General features: G+C 58.2%; 13 protein-coding genes. 4 read left to right on the top strand and 9 right to left on the bottom strand.

Going from position 1 to position 16261, the window contains the following annotated elements:
* Nucleotides 1-17 precede the first annotated feature (17 nt).
* Nucleotides 18-368 (bottom strand): DUF971 domain-containing protein, encoded by a 351-nt coding sequence (locus M9Q49_RS22610; protein ID WP_254511136.1) that lies wholly within the window; start codon nt 366-368, stop codon nt 18-20.
* 9 nt (nt 369-377) lie between these two features.
* On the bottom strand, nt 378-1256 hold the full coding sequence (locus M9Q49_RS22605) for a bifunctional 5,10-methylenetetrahydrofolate dehydrogenase/5,10-methenyltetrahydrofolate cyclohydrolase (RefSeq protein ID WP_254511134.1): 879 nt from the start codon (nt 1254-1256) through the stop codon (nt 378-380).
* Between the two features lie 224 nt (nt 1257-1480).
* Between M9Q49_RS22605 and M9Q49_RS22600 the strand changes: the two genes are divergently transcribed.
* Both M9Q49_RS22600 and M9Q49_RS22595 read left to right on the top strand, forming a co-directional pair.
* On the top strand, nt 1481-2470 hold the full coding sequence (locus M9Q49_RS22600; protein ID WP_254511132.1) for a hypothetical protein: 990 nt from the start codon (nt 1481-1483) through the stop codon (nt 2468-2470).
* A gap of 143 nt (nt 2471-2613) precedes the next feature.
* The gene (locus M9Q49_RS22595; RefSeq protein WP_254511131.1) at nt 2614-3810 is read left to right on the top strand and encodes an acyltransferase family protein; all 1197 of its coding nucleotides are present in this window, start codon (nt 2614-2616) and stop codon (nt 3808-3810) included.
* Here the strand turns inward: M9Q49_RS22595 and M9Q49_RS22590 are convergent.
* Genes M9Q49_RS22590 through M9Q49_RS22580 form a run of 3 tightly spaced genes read right to left on the bottom strand, consistent with a single transcriptional unit; the run spans nt 3781 to nt 6184 of the window.
* Entirely contained in the window at nt 3781-4665 is an 885-nt protein-coding gene (locus tag M9Q49_RS22590; protein WP_254511130.1) for an ABC transporter permease, read from the bottom strand. The two genes, M9Q49_RS22595 and M9Q49_RS22590, sit on opposite strands and share 30 nt — an antisense overlap.
* 3 nt (nt 4666-4668) lie before the next feature.
* Nucleotides 4669-5463: an ABC transporter permease gene (locus tag M9Q49_RS22585; RefSeq protein ID WP_254511882.1), complete on the bottom strand. Its 795-nt coding sequence runs from the start codon at nt 5461-5463 to the stop codon at nt 4669-4671.
* A gap of 31 nt (nt 5464-5494) precedes the next feature.
* Nucleotides 5495-6184, bottom strand: a complete 690-nt coding sequence (locus tag M9Q49_RS22580) for a hypothetical protein (protein ID WP_254511128.1) — start codon at nt 6182-6184, stop codon at nt 5495-5497.
* Nucleotides 6185-6403: 219 nt separating this feature from the next.
* Between M9Q49_RS22580 and M9Q49_RS22575 the strand changes: the two genes are divergently transcribed.
* Both M9Q49_RS22575 and M9Q49_RS22570 read left to right on the top strand, forming a co-directional pair.
* Complete coding sequence (locus M9Q49_RS22575) at nt 6404-9304, top strand: PD-(D/E)XK nuclease family protein (RefSeq protein WP_254511126.1); 2901 nt, start codon at nt 6404-6406, stop codon at nt 9302-9304.
* Entirely contained in the window at nt 9301-12495 is a 3195-nt protein-coding gene (locus M9Q49_RS22570) for a UvrD-helicase domain-containing protein (protein WP_254511125.1), read from the top strand. Before M9Q49_RS22575 ends, M9Q49_RS22570 begins: the two co-directional genes overlap by 4 nt.
* 23 nt (nt 12496-12518) lie before the next feature.
* On the opposite strand, the gene M9Q49_RS22565 is transcribed toward M9Q49_RS22570, so the two are convergent.
* The 4 genes from M9Q49_RS22565 to rdgB form a co-directional block, all read right to left on the bottom strand.
* Entirely contained in the window at nt 12519-13154 is a 636-nt protein-coding gene (locus M9Q49_RS22565) for a hypothetical protein (protein ID WP_254511124.1), read from the bottom strand.
* Nucleotides 13155-13161: 7 nt separating this feature from the next.
* Nucleotides 13162-14172 (bottom strand): helix-turn-helix transcriptional regulator, encoded by a 1011-nt coding sequence (locus tag M9Q49_RS22560; RefSeq protein ID WP_254511122.1) that lies wholly within the window; start codon nt 14170-14172, stop codon nt 13162-13164.
* Between the two features lie 104 nt (nt 14173-14276).
* Nucleotides 14277-15479: a formylglycine-generating enzyme family protein gene (locus M9Q49_RS22555; protein ID WP_254511120.1), complete on the bottom strand. Its 1203-nt coding sequence runs from the start codon at nt 15477-15479 to the stop codon at nt 14277-14279.
* 130 nt (nt 15480-15609) lie between these two features.
* Entirely contained in the window at nt 15610-16218 is a 609-nt protein-coding gene (rdgB, locus tag M9Q49_RS22550) for an RdgB/HAM1 family non-canonical purine NTP pyrophosphatase (RefSeq protein WP_254511117.1), read from the bottom strand.
* Between the last annotated feature and the right edge of the window lie 43 nt (nt 16219-16261).

Here is a 16261-nt window from a genome sequence, read left to right as displayed (position 1 = left end):
GAAGCTCACTTAGAAAATCAGTTGCCGGTCGTATTTTTTTCAGTCTTCGGCCGCGAGGCATCTTCGCTGAGGGCTCGCAACTGAGGCCAGGTGTACAGTCCGGTGTTGTGACCGTCGCTCCACTGGATGCGAATCGCATAAGCGCCGACAGCTTGCAGTTCATTGGCGATCACATTCGGATCGATGTCATCGATGAACACCAGTCGTTCACCGGTCATTTCGTCAACGCAATGAGCACAACCACAGGCCGCGCGGGCGACGCGATACGGCACGGCGACATCAAGGCCATCGTGCCAGGTGATCTGCAGCGCGCCGGCGGGATGATCGCGGCGGATGCTTTGGGGTGGATCGACGTGTTCGCTGGGCATGATTGGATCTTACGTCAGTTGGCAGCGGGCCGCGGAGAGAGTGTTGTGCATCAGCATGACGACGGTGAGCGGGCCGACGCCGCGCGGCACTGGCGTGATCGCGCTGGCGACTTCGCGGACTGCGTCGTAATCGACATCGCCGCACATGCCGGCGTCGGTGCGATTGATGCCGACGTCGATCACGATCGCGCCCGGCTTGACCATGTGGGCTTTGATGAATTTCGGCTGACCGATGGCGGCAACGATCACATCGGCAGTGCGCGTGATCGCCGCGAGATCGGCCGTGCGGCTGTGGCACATGGTGACCGTTGCATTGCAGCAATTCGGACCGACAGGAGAATCCTTGGCCGCGAGGAGTGTCGTGATCGGCTTGCCGACGATATCGCTTCGGCCCACGACAACACAATGCTTGCCCGCGACACTCAAGCCGCTGCGATCTATGATCTGCAGCACGCCGTGCGGAGTGCAGGGCAAATAGCGCGGTCGGCCTTGCACGAGCAGGCCGACGTTCTCGGCATGAAAACAATCAACGTCCTTCAGAGGATGTACCGCGTCGAGAATTCGCGATGCCCGAATCTGCGGCGGCAACGGCAACTGCACCAGGATGCCGTTGACGTTTTCATCGGCATTGAGCGTGGCAATCAGTTCCAGCAGTTCTTCTTCGCCTGTTTCGGCTGGCAGGCGATGCATTTTGCTATCGATGCCGACGCGATCGCAGGCCAGGCCCTTGTTCCGCACATAGACCGCGCTCGCCGGATCGTCGCCGACCAGCACGGCGGCCAGCGTCGGGCTATAGCCGTTGTTTTCGACAAAATCGGCGACTTCGACGGCCAATTCCGTTTCAATTTGCGTGGCAATTTTCTTGCCGTCGAGCACCAGGCCAGCCAAGGGGGAATCCTCTGGAGAGAAGTAGGGCGATGAACCGCTGTTTATTGTAAGTTGCTGCCAAACAGGCGAAAGGCCACAGCTGCAGCAAATCGCGTTGGTCCAATACGCTCAACGTCAGTGCTTTCGTGCTTAGCCACCGGCTTCAGCCGATGGCTAAAATGCAGCTGCATTAAACTCCTACAATCGCGTTTTCACCGAAACGCCGCTGCAGTCTGAAGTCCATCATGCGTTGCCTCGCTCTTTTCACTGGTGGACTCGATTCACAAATCGCCGTGCGACTCATGCAGCGGCAAGGGATTGAAGTTGTCGGCTTTTGTTATTACTCACTGTTTTCGCATCCACTGCTGATCAGTGGAGCCAGCGAAGCTGCGAGGCGGTTGCAAATCGAACTGCGGTTCGAGCCGAATTACTCATTGCCCTCGTCGATTATCTGGCCGCGATTGGGTTTCGCCGAAGGAATGGCCCCCTGCCTCGATTGCCGCAGCCAGATGGTCGCACGCATGCGGGAGAAACTCGCGTATCTCGGTGCAGCGTTTTTGATTTCCGGCGAAGTCGTTGGCCAACGGCCCAGCAGTCTCCGCTCGTGCGATCTCGAAACAATTGCTTATCACGGCAAGGCGGATGATCTATTGCTGCGGCCTTTGTCGGCGAAGTTACTGCCGCCGACAAAGCCAGAGGTCGAAGGCTGGGTCGATCGCAATCTCCTTTTCGATTGGCATGGCAAAGCGAGGAAAGAGCAACTCAAACTCGCGCGAGAATGGGAACTGACCGAACCGAAAGGACATCTCGCCGGCTGTGCACTGCTCGAACCAACCTATGCAGCCCGCCTCGCGCGGATGCTGAAGATCAATTCGCATCCCCATGCCCATCTCTACATGACGTTAAAGGTGGGGCGCCATTTGTGGCGCGGCGAACAAGCCCATCTCGTTGTCGCCAAGAACGCAGCCGAAGGAGATCATCTCGAAAGGTTGCACCATCACATGCCGGGAGCAGTGCTCGTGAGGCCTGGAAATTTCCGCGGCCCAGTCGCTTTGGTGACGGGAAAAATCGACGACGCTACCATCGCCGATGCAGCCAACGTTGTTGCTCAATTCAGCAAGGACATTCTGTCGCACCAGTCTCGCCTCGAACTCGTTGGCTGGGGTTCGAACAGCGTGCTCCTCACAAAAGTGCCCGAGCGGGGGAGCCGAGAGTTCCGCGGCTTTACCGAATAGGCCGCCTATACGGTTTGCGGCGGCAGAGATTTCCCGAGCCGGGTCATAGTGGCGAAGTTTGCCGTCTTTGAGCGTCACCATGGGGTAAATTTCTGAAACGTTATTTTTCCAGCCTAGCTGGATGTCATCCCTGGAAAGCCGCCATGGGCCTCGCGCTGCCGTTTTTCAAATCGAGCCTTTCCACCGCGACCGTGCAGGAGCCGATCCCGCTGCCGCGCGGGCATATTCCTGCGCTCGATGGCATTCGCGGTTTGGCGATTCTGTTGGTGACGATCTATCGCTTCGCTGGCACACACGATGGCGGTCTGCCCAGCTGGCTGCAGCCCGCGATGGAGTTCGGCACGCATGGCGTGGATTTGTTTTTTGTCCTCTCCGGCTTTTTGATCACCGGCATTCTCTTTGATGCCAAAGGTGAAGCTCATTACTTTCGCAATTTCTACGCGCGGCGAACGCTGCGGATCTTCCCGCTCTATTACGGCACGCTCGCGCTGGTGCTCGTTGGTTTGCCGTTGCTCGGCCTCGGCATTTCGTGGCTCAACGCCACCGGCGATTTGAACAGCCTGTGGTGGTATGGCAGTAACATTCGCATGAGCCAGACCGGCTTGTGGAATTTCGGTGGGCTGAATCACTTTTGGTCGTTGTGCGTCGAGGAACATTTTTATCTCGTTTGGCCGCTCGTGATTTTCGCCTGCTCGCGCAAGTGGGCGATGCGAGTGTGCATCACGGCATTCCTCGCTTCGGCGGGGGCTCGCGTGCTGTGGATGCTGACCGGCGGCAATGGCGCAGCCGCGGAAGTCTTCACGCTCTTCCGACTCGACGCGTTGTGCGCTGGCGCGTGGATCGCACTCGCTGCTCGCGGCGAAGATGGCCTGACGAACATGGTGCCGTGGGCTCGCGCGGTGCTTGTTGCGATCGGCGCGATGCTGTTGCCGTTGATTGCTATGCGGCTGCAATTGAAAACGATTCCGACCACGCTCTATGCGATTTTCTTCGCCGCGTTCATCGTCCTGGCCGTCGCTTCGGCCAAGCAAGGCTGGCTGTCGTTCCTGGGCCGTTCGAAACTATTGCTGTGGCTCGGCAAATACAGCTATGGCATGTACGTCTATCAGAACTTGCTGCTCGTTGGTTTCGCGAGCTTCTTCACTGCCGGAACCATCACGGAGCTAACTGGTTCCGCCGCGATCGGCCGGATTGGTTTCATCCTCAGCATGTCGCTCCTCACGGCCGGCATCGCCTGGGTGAGTTGGCACGCCTATGAAAAACGCTGGCTAGCGTGGAAGCATTGCTTTGAAGGCAAGAAGCCAGTTAAATCAGCTGCTGGCGCTGCGGTAGCCACGTAACGCTGCCGTGAAGAGCCACCGCGATGCGAGCAAGCTCAGCCCCGTCGCGAACAGCGTGAACACGGCGAGATACATCGTCAGATTCGATTGCTCGGCGTCGGTGCCGAACGGCCAGGCGATGACTCGCGCGGGAACGTTCACCACCAGCAGAATCGGCAGCACGAACGTGAAGATCATTCGCAGCGGCCGACCGTATGGCCCTTCGTAGATCTCCATCGGGTAGCGCGAAAAGTTGGTGATGTAAAACCAAAAGTCGTACAGCGAGCGATTCTGTCCCAGCCAAATGCTGGTCGCGGCCAGGCTGATCATCACGCTATACATAATCGCCACGCCGCACAGGCAAAACAGCGTGTAGAGCAACAGCGATTGCGGCGAGAGGATCAGCGGCGTGTCGCTTCGCTGGGCCATCATCACCAAGCTGTAACTCAACAAAATCACGCCGGCGAAAAAGTTCGACAGGCCGGCCCACTCCACTTTGCGCAGTGAAATGAGGAACTGGGTGTCGATCGGTTTGAGCAGTGCGAAGTCGAGGCCGCCGGTGCGGATCAACTCGCTCACCTCTTCGCAGTTCGGCATGAAGAATGACTGCACCAGGCTGTTGACGATCATCGTCGTCGATAGGAACGCAAAGAACTCGTACTGATCCCAACCGGCGATCTGCCGCGTGTATTTGAAAATGATCAGATAGAACCCGAGGTTCATCGCCATCCAGGTAACGGACGTGACGCACTCGATCAGGAAGTTGCCGCGAAACGTCATATCCCGCACAAGGCTATTGCGGGCGAACGTCAGGAAGACGCCGAGGTATGACGGATGCCGGATCTTAGCGAGCGCGGGAGTATTTGCACTGCTCATGGCTTAGCCTCCGTATGCGCTATAACGCCGTGTACCGCGTAGCCACAAATAGCGACTGAGCAGAATAAAAAAGAGAACCCACAATGCCTCGAGCGTGAGTCCATACACGAGCGCCCAGCCTTTGATTTTTCCGAGCAAGACCGCCGACGGAAAATAGGCCAGGTACTGCAACGGCAACGTGTTCACGATCGTCGCCCAAGGTTCTGCATCATTCAGCATGTCGATCGGGAACATGTGTCCCGACAGAAAGAAACTGAAGAGCATGTACACAAAGAGCAGCGAGCTGACTTCCAGCAACCAAAAGCCAACTAAGCCGAGACACGCTTCCAAGAAGTAGCCGAGCAAAAAACAGAGCACGAGCGATACGAGAAACGCCGCAAACGTTGTCGCATCGGGCCAACCGGGAAAATAATTCCGGCACAGAAAAAACACGAGTGCAAACGGCGCCGCTGCAACCGAGTAATACGCCAGTTTGTGCGCTATGCGGCTCAGTAGCAAAAAGCCAATCGGATCGATCGGCTGAATCAAGAACTTCTTGATCTCGCCCGAGCGGATCTGTCCGGCAATCTGCGACGACAAGCCTGGCATGCTCGAAAAGGCGCGAGTCACCATTGTCAGCAAGTAGTACGCGACGAACTCTTCATACCGATAGCCAGCGATGCTGCGATTGCCCAGCGTCTGAAAAATTGCGTACCACAAGAAGACCTGCGTCACGATCGGCAGAAAGCGCATCAACGTGCCGAGCGCGAAATCGCCGCGGTAAACAAGTCGCTCCTGCAGCGATATCCGCAGGATCATCCACCAGGTGTTGAGAGCTGAAGTCACGTGCTTACTTACCTGCCCCGCTCGCAGGCTTCGACACTTTCACGCCTCGCAGCTCAAGATTGTCGTAATCCGCCGTGTCGTCAAACGTGCCGACGCCGATTTGGCCCCAGGCAAAGGTCTTATCCTTGGCGGTCATCACGGGCTTTTCCATGTCGTCGAAAAAGACTTCGATCGTTCCTTCCTCGACGTTCCGTTTGATCTTCACATCGTGCCAGCGTTCTTGCCAGTTGGTGCCGGTGGTCGTGGTGAGCGAAATCTTCTTCCGCGGCGCGTCGTTGACGATGAAGATCTGATTGGCGTTATCGTCTGTCGCCTTGCCGAGATGCACATAGTAATAGTGCGAGGCATCCTGATAGCCGAACACGAGGCACGCGTCGCGATGAGCGTAATCTTCGTGCGTGCTGTGTACTTTGGTCTTCAATTCAAAATCGCTGACGGCGACATCCTTCAGCAGCGAGATATTCGTCGGGCTGCGGAACGGCGGCTGGTACTTCGATTTCTTCTCAAACTGGCTGTAGACCTGCCCCTGCTCGGTTTTCTTTACTTTCCACTGGCCGGGATCGAACGGCTGCCAGTTGTCGGCACCTTTTTCAAAATCTTCGCTATAAACTACCGGCAGCGGATCGGCTGCCAACGTCGCCGTCGCCCGCACGAGCAGCGCCAGCAAAAACGCAATCAAGGAAGCGCGAATCATGAACTACTCGGGAGAAGCAAGTGTTGGCAGCAGGAGTCGCGGCGGCCGAAAAGACTCGCCAGTGGTCATGATAGCCGCAATCGCGCGGCCTCACCACGCCGGCAACTCTTCAAGACCTACCAGAAATTCTTCAATAAACGGCCGCTCATTGACCTAAGTTGTCAACGCAATCGTGATAATGACGTAGCGACAAATTGCAACGCCGCCAGGGAATTGGGGATGGCTGTTCAACGTACTTTTTTGGGAATGGGAATTCAGCGAGAGTTCCTCGGCTGGCGACGGCCTGCGCTCGTTTCGGCCACGGAATTTCTTCACCGCCGCTACGCGCGCGAACGTGTGTGGGATCTCGCTAACGTCATCGTCGTCACGCCAGGCGCTCGCGCGGGGCGACGCTTGCTGGAGATGCTCGTCGCCGAAGCGGAAGCCAAAAAGCTGCTCCTTACTCCGCCGCAAACGGTGACCGAAGGAAAATTGCCGGAGCTGTTGTACGAGCTCAAACGGCCGTTGGCGTCGGTGGTTGTGCAGCAACTCACCTGGCTGCAAGCTCTCAAGAAAATGTCGCTCTCGTCATTGCGGCCCCTCGTGCCGCATCCGCCGGCGGCAGACGATCCGCTCCGCTGGTTGGAGCTTGCCGAACTCTTTCGCAAACAGCACGCCGAGTTCGCCGCCGATGGCATCGACTTCAACGAAGTTCTTCGCCGCGCCACTCGTTGGGAAGGTTTCACCGAAACCGACCGCTGGAAGACGCTCGCCAAGTTGCAGCGGTCGTATCTCGATCAGCTCGACGCGCTGCAACTGTGGGACGCGCAAACCGCGCGGCTCGTTGCCATTGAAAAGAAAGAGCCCCAGACCGATTGTGACGTGATCCTCCTGGGCATGGTCGATATGAACACCACGCTGCGGAAGATGCTCGATTTCGTGTCGCCGCAAGTCACCGCCCTGATCGTCGCGCCCGAAAGTGAAGGGGCTCACTTCGACGATCATGGCTGTTTAATTCCCGAATCGTGGCAACAATTGCCGCTGCCAATCGGCGAACAGCAACTGCAGCGCGTCGACGGCCCTGCCGAACAAGCCGGCGCGGTTGTCGATTGGCTCCGCGAACTGAACGGTCAGTATGCTGCCGAGGAAGTCATCGTCGGCGTCGCCGATGAATCGCTCGTACCACATCTGCAGCGCGAAATCGCGCAGCAAGGTTTACACTCGCGCTGGGTCGAGGGAAAAAAAGTCGCCGAGTCGGCTCCTTACAAATTGCTCGACGTCGCTGCGAAATACGCCGACCGTCGTCGCTTTGCCGATCTCGCGGCCTGCGTTCGTCATCCCGACATTTACGATTGGCTGCAAAAGCAATCGAATTTCGATCGCACGGTCAAAGACATTCTCCTCACCACGCTTGATCTGCATTACGAAAAGCGATTGTCGAGTTGGCTCGACGCGGCCGATCTCGCCGATCATGACGAGCGCGATTCAATCGCGCCGCGGATGATCGCGCTCGTCCGCACGCTAGAAACGCTCTTCAAGAATTGGCCCACGACGCCGCAGCCGATCGGCATTTGGATGCAGCACGCCAGGCTGTTGCTGAAGACCATCTATGGCGAACTCATCGTTGATAAGTTTGAATCTCAAGGTCGCTACCTGTTGAAATGCCTGGAAGAAGTGCAGCAATCATTGCTGGATCTCGCCGAACTTCCTCCCTCGCTGCAACCAACGCTGACGCTCGTCGATGCCATCGAGCTGGCCCTCGAACCTCTCGAAGACACTGCCATCGCGCCGCCGACTGATTTTTCTGCCGTGGAAATGCTCGGTTGGCTCGAACTGCCGCTCGATGATGCGCCGGCGCTGATCGTAACGACGGTCAACGAAGGCTTCATTCCCAAGTCGTCGCGCGTCGATGCATTTTTGCCAGACAATCTCCGCCGCGAATTGGGTTTGAATCACGACGGCCGGCGGTATGCTCGCGATGCCTACGCGCTACAAGTTCTCGCTCATTCACGCAAAGAACTGCGACTCATCTCGGCGCGGCGCGATACGAACAAAGATCCTCTCGCGCCCAGCCGTCTGCTCTTCACCGGCGAACCCGCCGTCGTCGCGCAGCGGGCACTGCGCTGGTTTTCGGCTCCTCCCGAAACGCCACCTCGGCCCAATCTGCTCCTGCCGCGCGGCAAGATTCCTGCACAAACCAAGCTGCCGATCCCGCAACCCATGCCGCAGGATTGGACCGAGCGCATTAACCAGATCTTGCAAAAGATCACGGTCACGCAGTTCAAAGCGTACCTCGCGTGCCCGTATCGCTTTTATCTCGGTTACGTGCTGCAGCTCGAAGCCCGCAGCGATCAGGCCGCCGAAATGGATGCCCTCGCCTTCGGCAATTTGTTGCATGAAGTGCTGGAGGAATTCGGCCGCGAGAAAATTAACACGAGCGCAGACACCCGCAAGTTGCGAAAGTACTTCGACGATCGCCTCGATGCCGTCGCGGCCAGCCGTTGCAAACCGCGGCATGCTCGGGCCGCGGTGCGCGTGCAGGTGGAACAAGCTCGCCAGCGTCTGCATGCCTTTGCCGAGTGGCAAGCAAATCGGACGGCCGCGGGCTGGCGAATTGTTTACACCGAAGAGATCGGCACGCAGTTGCTGCACGAGTGGGATGTCGACGGCATGCCGATTTATTTGAAGGGGCGGATCGATCGCATCGACTATCATCCGCGCGAACGGACCCTCTCGATCCTCGATTACAAAACGGGTGATACCGCGAAGCGGCCCGAGCAGGTCCATCGTTCGCGCGGCGAATGGGTCGATCTGCAGTTGCCTCTGTATCGCCATTTGTATCAAGCCATCGAGAATCTGCCGATCGGCGACGTGCGCGAAGGGGGCATCGAGCTCGGCTACATCACTCTGCCAAAGGATCCAGGTGGCGCTGGCGATCGCATCGCTGGCTGGTCGGCGCTGGAATTGGCAGCGGCCGATGAAAAAGCTCGCGAAGTGATTCGCAATCTCCGCGCCGGCGTCTTCTGGCCGCCGAATCCCGATCCGCCGGCTTACGAGGACGAATTCACGGCGATCTGCCAGGACAACGCGCTCGGCCGCAATGCCGCCACTGCGCTCACCATCGTGGAGGAATCGCCGTGACTCGCGTTGCCATCAAACGTCCCAAAACTGACAGCGTCGCCTTTCCACACCTGTTGATCCGCGCTTCGGCGGGAACGGGAAAGACCTATCAACTCACCAACCGCTACCTCGGCTTGCTCGCCGGCGGTGTGTCGGCCGAAAAAGTCCTGGCCACCACCTTCACGCGCAAAGCTGCCGGTGAAATCTTCGATCGCGTTCTCCATCGTCTGGCCGAAGCGGCCACCGATCGTGTTGCTGCCGAGAAACTCGGGCAGGCGCTGCAAATTCCCGGCATGAATCAAGAGCAGTGTCGCGACCTGCTCACCACGACGCTCGCCAATCAGCATCGCCTGCGGATCGGCACGCTCGATAGTTACTTCGCGCAACTGGCGAGTGCGTTCGCCCTGGAGTTGGGATTGCCTGCCGGTTGGCGAATTGCTGAAACGCAAGAAGATGCTGAACTACAAGCGGAAGCCATCGAGCGCGTGCTGGAACGCGAAGAGCTGCCGGAGTTACTCGCGCTGTTGCACTTGCTCGCCAAGGGAGAAACACAGCGCGGCGTGAGCGAGTTGATCGATGCCACTGTGAAAGATTTGTATCCGTTGTTTTTGCAAACCAACCCATCGGCTTGGACAAAGCTGGCGCCAAATCCACCACTGACTCCCGCACAGCTCGAAGCCACGATCAGCGAGATTCAAAAACTCGAAATGCCGGCGCACAAGTCGATCGTGAAGGCCTGGCAGGAAGACATTCTGCTGGCCAGCGAAGGGGACTGGGAGAGCTTCATCGCCCACGGTATCGGTGGCCGGATTAATACAGGTGCTGAAAAGTATTACTCGTGGGTTTTTCCCGAAGAGGTGATTCGGCCGTATCGCGCATTGCTCGATCATGCGCGCAGCCTGCTCATCAAGCGGCTCGCCGCGCAAACGGAAGCGACTTACAAACTGCTCGATCGCTTCAACACCGAGTTTCAGCACCTGAAGCAGGAACGCCGGCTGATGCGGTTCGACGATGTAACGCTGGCTCTCTCGCAGATGGAAGAAGCGGGCAACAACCGCTTGTCGTTTCGCCTGGGCGGGCGGTTATCGCATCTGTTGCTCGACGAATTTCAAGACACTTCGCTCCAGCAATGGCAGGTGCTACGGCCTCTCGCGCAGATCATCACCGCAGCGCAAACCGGCAGTTCATTCTTCTGCGTCGGCGACGTGAAACAGGCCATTTACGGTTGGCGCGGCGGCCTCGCAGAAATCTTTGGTGCGCTCGAAGAGGAACTTTCCGGCATTCAGAATGAGAATCTCGCTGAGAGTCGCCGTTCTGCGCAACCGATCATTGATGTGGTGAATCAGGTCTTTCAGAATCTGACGAAGCATCCGAATCTGGAACGTTATGAAGGCTCGATCCTCGCCTGGCAGCGCGCCTTTCCGCCGCACACGACCGCGCGGAAGGAGCTTGCCGGGCACGTGACATTGGCTACTTCGCCGGCGGCTGAAAGTGACGATGATAAGGCCGATCATCATCGGCCATTTGTTGCGGAGCGGATTGCGGAGCTCGCGCGAAATTCGCCGGGTTGTTCGATCGGCGTGCTGGTGCGCTCGAATGCGATGGTCGCGCATTTGATTTACCTGCTGCGCAAATTGGATGTGCCTGCGAGCGAAGAGGGTGGCAATTCGTTGCTCGATTCGCCAGCCGTTACGCTGCTGATGTCGCTGCTGCAGTTCGCCGATCATCCGGGCGATTCCACTTCGCTGTTTCATGTTGGCAACAGCCCGCTCGCCGAGCACGTCGGTTTGAAATGGCCTTGCTTGCCGTACGAGGCGGCTGCTGCTGCGCAGAAACTGCGTCGAGAGTTGATTGAGCAAGGTTACGGGCCGGTTGTCTATCGCTGGGCCAAGTGGCTGGCGCCGAACTGCGATCGTCGCGATCTGGCTCGGCTGCAACAGCTGGTCGAAATGGCGTTTTCATTTCAGCCGCGGAGCACGTTGCGGACGGTCGATTTCATCAACCTGGTGACGGCCGAAAAAGTCGCCGATCCGCAGCCGACGCAAATCCGCGTGATGACGATTCACCAGTCGAAGGGATTGCAGTTCGACATCGTCGTGCTGCCTGAAATTGAGTCGCCAATCTCCGGACAGCCCGACCAGTTTGTCACGGGTCGGCCCGGTCCGTCGCAGCCGGTGAACATCGTCTGCCGTTACGCCAACCAGGCACTGGTCGAGTTGCTACCGACGGAGTTCCAGAAGCTGTTCGACAAAACGACGCAACAAAAAGTCGATGAATCGCTGTGCGTGCTTTATGTCGCACTGACTCGCGCGATCCACGCGATGCACATCATCTTGGAACCGGGTAAGCCGAACGAAAAGAATCCGCCGAAGACCTCGGGGGGGTTACTCCGCGCCGCGCTCGCGCCCGATCAACCGGCGCTCGGCGGCAAAGTGCTGTTCGAACATGGCGATCCCGATTGGTATCGCAGTTGGAAGAAGCCAGTCGTGGAAGTGGCAGAAACGCCGCAGACTAGCAGCAGTGCGCCGATTCAACTCGCAGCGCAGAGTAAGTTGCCGCGGCGACTCGAGCGGGTGGCGCCATCGCAACTCGAAGGAGGCAACAGCGCCCGATTGTCCAGCGTATTTCGCGAATCTTCGGCAGCCTTGCGAATGGGAGATCTCATTCACAAGTGGATTGAATTGATCGAGTGGGAAGATGCCGGTCTGCCGGACGAAACGCTGTTGCGAAAAATCATGCAGCGGACGCTGCAAGGCTCGAACGATCCGAGCTTTGATCAGAACGAAGCGATCCAGCGTTTTGCCGCGATGCTGCAAAAGCCGGCGCTCACGCAGGTGTTTCGCCGCGAGGAATATCGCCGGTCTTTGCTGGCCGAACTTCCCGCCCGTCCTGATTTGGCGTCGTGCGAGTTCCGCGTCTATCGCGAACGGACTTTCGCGCTGCGTGACGGCGAGCGACTTCTGAGTGGCGCTATCGATCGACTGGTTCTGCAAATCGCCGGTGGCAAAATCATCGGCGCGCAAGTGATCGATTTCAAAACCGACGACATTAGTCAGGACGGCGTGTTCGAATCGCGCGTCGAAACCTATCGTCCGCAGTTGGCAGCGTATTGCGCTGCTGTCGCGCGGTTGTATGAACTATCATCCGCTGCAGTTTCGGCTCGACTGGTGTTTGTAAATGGCGACCGCTCGGCGTTTTTGTCGGGTGGATAGGGTGGATTGCGGAAGCAGCCATGCTATCCGTAGACCACCGCACATTTGTAATCGACGCTCGTACGAAAAGACTCGTACAGCGCGAACCAAACCTTGCGCTCGATCCAGCAGGGATGCGACTCGTCGGGTTCCTGCGCGATCTTCTGGGCTATTACGTCGGGCAATTGCTTGTCTTGCAGCGTGATCTCCAGCAGCGGAGCCGTCTTGATGAGTTCCGCGAGGGCGCGTTGGCTCGATCCGAGAACTCTGCCAGTGAGTCCCTCGTCATGGTTGTCGCACAGCGGAAACTCGAAATCGATCGGCACGAAATAACCTTCGGTTCGCGAGTGGCAGATGAGATGCGACTCGGCGAATGTGTAAAGCTCGGCATCAAGGTGTGGGTGTTTGGCTGGATTTTCGCCATCCTGCACGGGAATGAATTGCGCGGGTGCCCTTCGCGAAAAAGCGACAGCTCGCAGCAGGTAGGGCAGCCAAGCGTAGGGAAAGGATGTCAATTCGCCTCGCCAGCTGAACTTTGGCAAAGTCTGAGGCTCGTCGTGCAGCGGGAGTTCGTGCGCGGCGAGCAGTCGATTGATCTTCCGAAAATTCTGCAGGTCATACTCAGCCGCCTCCGATTCCAATCCGTGAGTGAGAACACCGATGGAGATGGCGAGAGACATACTGCGTTCACTCGTATTGATTCGCGGCCTGGCGTAAGAGGGCGGCGAGTTTCTTGCGGGAGGATTCCGGCGAGAGAAGTTCCCCTTCGGTGCCGAGGGCGAGAATGCGGGGAATGATTTCGAGTTCGTGGGCCGCTTTGACGGTAAGGATGATGCCGCCGTTCGGCTGGGCTTCGACTTGCTGATCGGGATGCCAGGGATCTTCGGTGACCCACCGAGCGCCGCGGGCGGTGATACGGACCTTGAAGTTGAGCGGCTTATCGCCGGAGAAAATGCCGGTCCCTTGGCCAAGATGCTCTTCGAGATTGAAGTCGGCGGGAATCTTAAAGGACGCGTTGGTGTCGTCGGTGCTGAGGAAGCGGTCGAGCTTTAAATGGCGGATGCGATCCTGCCCCTCGGGAATCTCATGGGCAGCCGCGAGAATGTACAGGCTCGAGTTGTAGAAGACGACCGCGTAGGGTTCGATCTTTCGCTTTTGCGGATCTTTGCCCGGCGGCTGATATTCGATCTCGAGGACGCGATGCTCGAGAATCGCGCGGTGAATGGTGGCCAGCATGCCGTGCTGTTTTTGATACGACTTGGCCGGCATGCCGCGGACGTAGAGCGTCTGGCGATATTCCTGGTAATGCTTCCGCACGCCCGGGGGGAGCTCTTCTTGCAGCTTTTGCCAGAACGATTCGATCCCTTGCCAGAAGGGTGTGCCGGCGAGCGGATAGAGGAGGTCGCGGCTCATCGAGAGGGCGATTAGTTCTGTCGCGCTGGCCGTGATTTTCACGGAGTTGCGAGCCCGCGGGCCGAACTTCCAAACCTTGCGATCGCCGGTCTCGTGCACATCGACGTCGACGCCAGCGGCTTGCAGGGCGAGCAGATCGCGGTGCAAGGTGCGGACGTGTAGTGTTCCCAGTCCGAGCGATTCAACCAGTTCCGTCTTCAACTCCTCGATCGTTTTGCCAAAACGATAGGCTTCTAGGATCTGCAGCAACTTGTGCTGGCGGATGAGTTGTTCGTTGCGAGCCATGGTGTGAACCTGGGAGGCAGAATCAAGTGCGCAGCGACGTCAGTTGTCGATGCGATAGTGTACATATAACCACTATCATTGTCAACCGCGCCGACCATGCTTGTCTATTTCTGCGCTTCGAGTTTTTTCAAATCGCCGGGGAGTGTTTCATCGGCGATCAGGCGAGCGCCGCGGCCTTCTTCGTTGATCCTCGCTTTCACCACATCGCGAGTATCTTGCAGATCGGCATCCCAGAACTTGTTCTTGTCCGCCATGGTCGTCGGTGCGATGAGCGGACGAATCGGGCGAAAGCCGACGCTGAGGGCGGGTTCTTCCGTCAGCCACCAGGGGCTTTGCGGGAAGTTGGGATCGCGCTTCCGCCAATCGTCGTCGTGCGAGCCGCGTCGCGCAGCGGTGCGGCACTTCTCGGCGTCGCTGTCCCAGCCGCCGCCTTTGATCACGCGCGGATAGAGCTTCGTCGGCCAGGCGATGGCTTCGGCGGCCGTCAAAGTTTTTCCAGCATGAGCCTTGTAGCCATCGGCGATGTATTCATCGAGAACCCATTCGCCGACATTGCCGTGCATGTCGTACAGGCCCCAGGGGTTCGGCTTTTTCTTGGCGACGTGATTCATCTTTTCGCCACTGTTGGCAAAGTACCAGCCGTAATCGCCTAGCTCCTTCGGGTCGTTGCCGAACGAATAAGCCGTGGTGGTGCCCGCGCGGCAGGCATATTCCCACTCGGCTTCGCTAGGCAAGCGGAGAAATTGATTGCTAATGCCGCTGAGCCACTTGGTGTACTGGCGGGCGGCGAAGTGGCTCATGGTGACGGCAGGTTGCTCGGGATCTGCGCCCTTAATAAAGGTGAACGTCGGTTCGTAGAGGTTCGACGGCGCCGTGACGATCTTCTCGCCGCCATCGGCCGGGGCCGTGCGGATCTTGTCTTGATAGAGCTGCTTCACCCGATCGTGAATCGACATGTAGACCTTGTACTCGGCCCAGCTCACTTCGTGCTCGGCAATCCAAAAGGGCTCGATGGCGACTTCGAACTGCGGGCCTTCGTCGGGTTGGCGTCCCTTCTCGCTATCGGGGCTGCCGACCTTCACCTTGCCGCCGGGGATCGGCTGCATTTTGTAGGTGACCATCGTGCCAGGGATGGTGGCTTCGTAGGGAACCATGTAGCCCTGCGGCGTTTCGACAAAGCGGCCGCTGGCGGGTTTGTCCTTCGACAGGCCAATGACAACCGGCGCTTGGGCGGCAGCAGGTTGGAGCGAAACGAAGAGAGGCAGCAGCGCGAGAAGGCAGCAACCGCGCAAGGTATGGTTTAGCATTGGGAAATCTCGGGAAAAAGCGAGCGGTGGGAGTGGTTAATTCTAACCCGCCAGCAGAAACGGTGTCAGGCCTTGTCGTCCTGAAGATCATGCCGGAACTGCGCTGAGTACAGTTTGTTCCGGCCTACTTCTATTTCATGAGCGCGATGATCTTGGGCACGAGCGCGCGGATGGCTCGGCTGCGGTGGCTAAGGACGCTTTTCACGGCTGGCGATAGCTCGCCGAAGGTTTGATGGCACTCGATGACTTCGAACAGCGGATCGTAACCAAAGCCGCCACTGCCGGCAGCCGTTTCAAGGATCCGGCCGCGGCAGTAATCTTCGGCTTCGGCAACGATGTTGCCGGCGGGATCCGAGAGGGTCGCATGACAAACGTAATGAGCGGTGCGCTTGTCGAGCGGCACGCCTTTGAGCTTTTCTAGCAGTAGTTGATTGTTGGAAGCGTCGGTCGCTCCGTCGCCCGAGAAACGGGCCGAGTAAACGCCAGGCGCGCCTTTCAGAAAATCAACGGCTAGGCCGCTGTCTTCACCGAGGACCCATTCGCCGATGGCGCGGGCTTGCTGAGTTGCTTTCAAGGCGGCATTTTCGGTGAAGGTGGTGCCGGTCTCTTCGACTTCCAGTGAGTTCGGATAGTCGGCAAGCGTGCGCAGCTCAAAGCCCTGCGGCTCGAGCAGGTCGATGAGTTCGCCAAGCTTTTTGCGATTGCGGGTCCCCATCACGAGGATTTTCTTTGCAGCCATGCGACATTCCTGAAAGTGAAACACAAGCCGGGCCGCTCATGAT

Source organism: Anatilimnocola floriformis (genome assembly GCF_024256385.1).
GTDB lineage: Bacteria > Planctomycetota > Planctomycetia > Pirellulales > Pirellulaceae > Anatilimnocola > Anatilimnocola floriformis.
This window is presented reverse-complemented; position numbering and strand designations above follow the sequence as displayed.

Bases quoted from the DNA above. Each gene is read 5' to 3' on its own strand.
- M9Q49_RS22560 (WP_254511122.1), bottom strand. From the start codon at position 14,172: ATGGCTCGCAACGAACAACTCATCCGCCAGCACAAGTTGCTGCAGATC.
- rdgB (WP_254511117.1), bottom strand. From the start codon at position 16,218: ATGGCTGCAAAGAAAATCCTCGTGATGGGGACCCGCAATCGCAAAAAG.
- M9Q49_RS22565 (WP_254511124.1), bottom strand. From the start codon at position 13,154: ATGTCTCTCGCCATCTCCATCGGTGTTCTCACTCACGGATTGGAATCG.
- M9Q49_RS22585 (WP_254511882.1), bottom strand. From the start codon at position 5,463: ATGATCCTGCGGATATCGCTGCAGGAGCGACTTGTTTACCGCGGCGAT.
- M9Q49_RS22590 (WP_254511130.1), bottom strand. From the start codon at position 4,665: ATGAGCAGTGCAAATACTCCCGCGCTCGCTAAGATCCGGCATCCGTCA.
- M9Q49_RS22575 (WP_254511126.1), top strand. From the start codon at position 6,404: ATGGCTGTTCAACGTACTTTTTTGGGAATGGGAATTCAGCGAGAGTTC.
- M9Q49_RS22595 (WP_254511131.1), top strand. From the start codon at position 2,614: ATGGGCCTCGCGCTGCCGTTTTTCAAATCGAGCCTTTCCACCGCGACC.
- M9Q49_RS22580 (WP_254511128.1), bottom strand. From the start codon at position 6,184: ATGATTCGCGCTTCCTTGATTGCGTTTTTGCTGGCGCTGCTCGTGCGG.
- M9Q49_RS22555 (WP_254511120.1), bottom strand. From the start codon at position 15,479: ATGCTAAACCATACCTTGCGCGGTTGCTGCCTTCTCGCGCTGCTGCCT.
- M9Q49_RS22600 (WP_254511132.1), top strand. From the start codon at position 1,481: ATGCGTTGCCTCGCTCTTTTCACTGGTGGACTCGATTCACAAATCGCC.
- M9Q49_RS22610 (WP_254511136.1), bottom strand. From the start codon at position 368: ATGCCCAGCGAACACGTCGATCCACCCCAAAGCATCCGCCGCGATCAT.